The organism is Rhodoplanes roseus (assembly GCF_003258865.1).
In the GTDB taxonomy this organism is placed as follows: Bacteria; Pseudomonadota; Alphaproteobacteria; order Rhizobiales; family Xanthobacteraceae; genus Rhodoplanes; species Rhodoplanes roseus.
The window spans coordinates 1-281 of the sequence record NZ_NPEX01000777.1; the positions used below are offsets into that span (position 1 = coordinate 1).

Genomic DNA, 281 nt, shown 5'->3' on the forward strand with positions numbered 1-281 from the left:
GATATTGCGCGATCGACAAGGGGGACATGAGGACACACGGGGCGAGCCGTCCGAAGCTCTCGGGCATTTTGCCGATCATTTCGCGAATGGAGCGGCTCGGGCGCTTCAGCTCCAATTGATGCCGAAGATGCCCGAGCTCGGATTTGCGCGGGACCGTGTGCGCTGCTGGCAGATGGTGCTCGACGGCTTTGACGACGCGCGCGGATGCAGCCTTGCACACGAGATCGTCCAACTCACGGAAATCGTCGATCGCATGCTCGTGCTGGAAGCGCCGGAAACTG

Annotated in this window: 1 protein-coding gene; it reads right to left on the reverse strand. The window is 61.6% G+C overall.

What is annotated here, in order from left to right; all coding sequences use genetic code 11:
- Window positions 1-281: hypothetical protein (locus CH341_RS36160; protein ID WP_146604758.1), on the reverse strand; the 281-nt coding region annotated here is incomplete at both ends.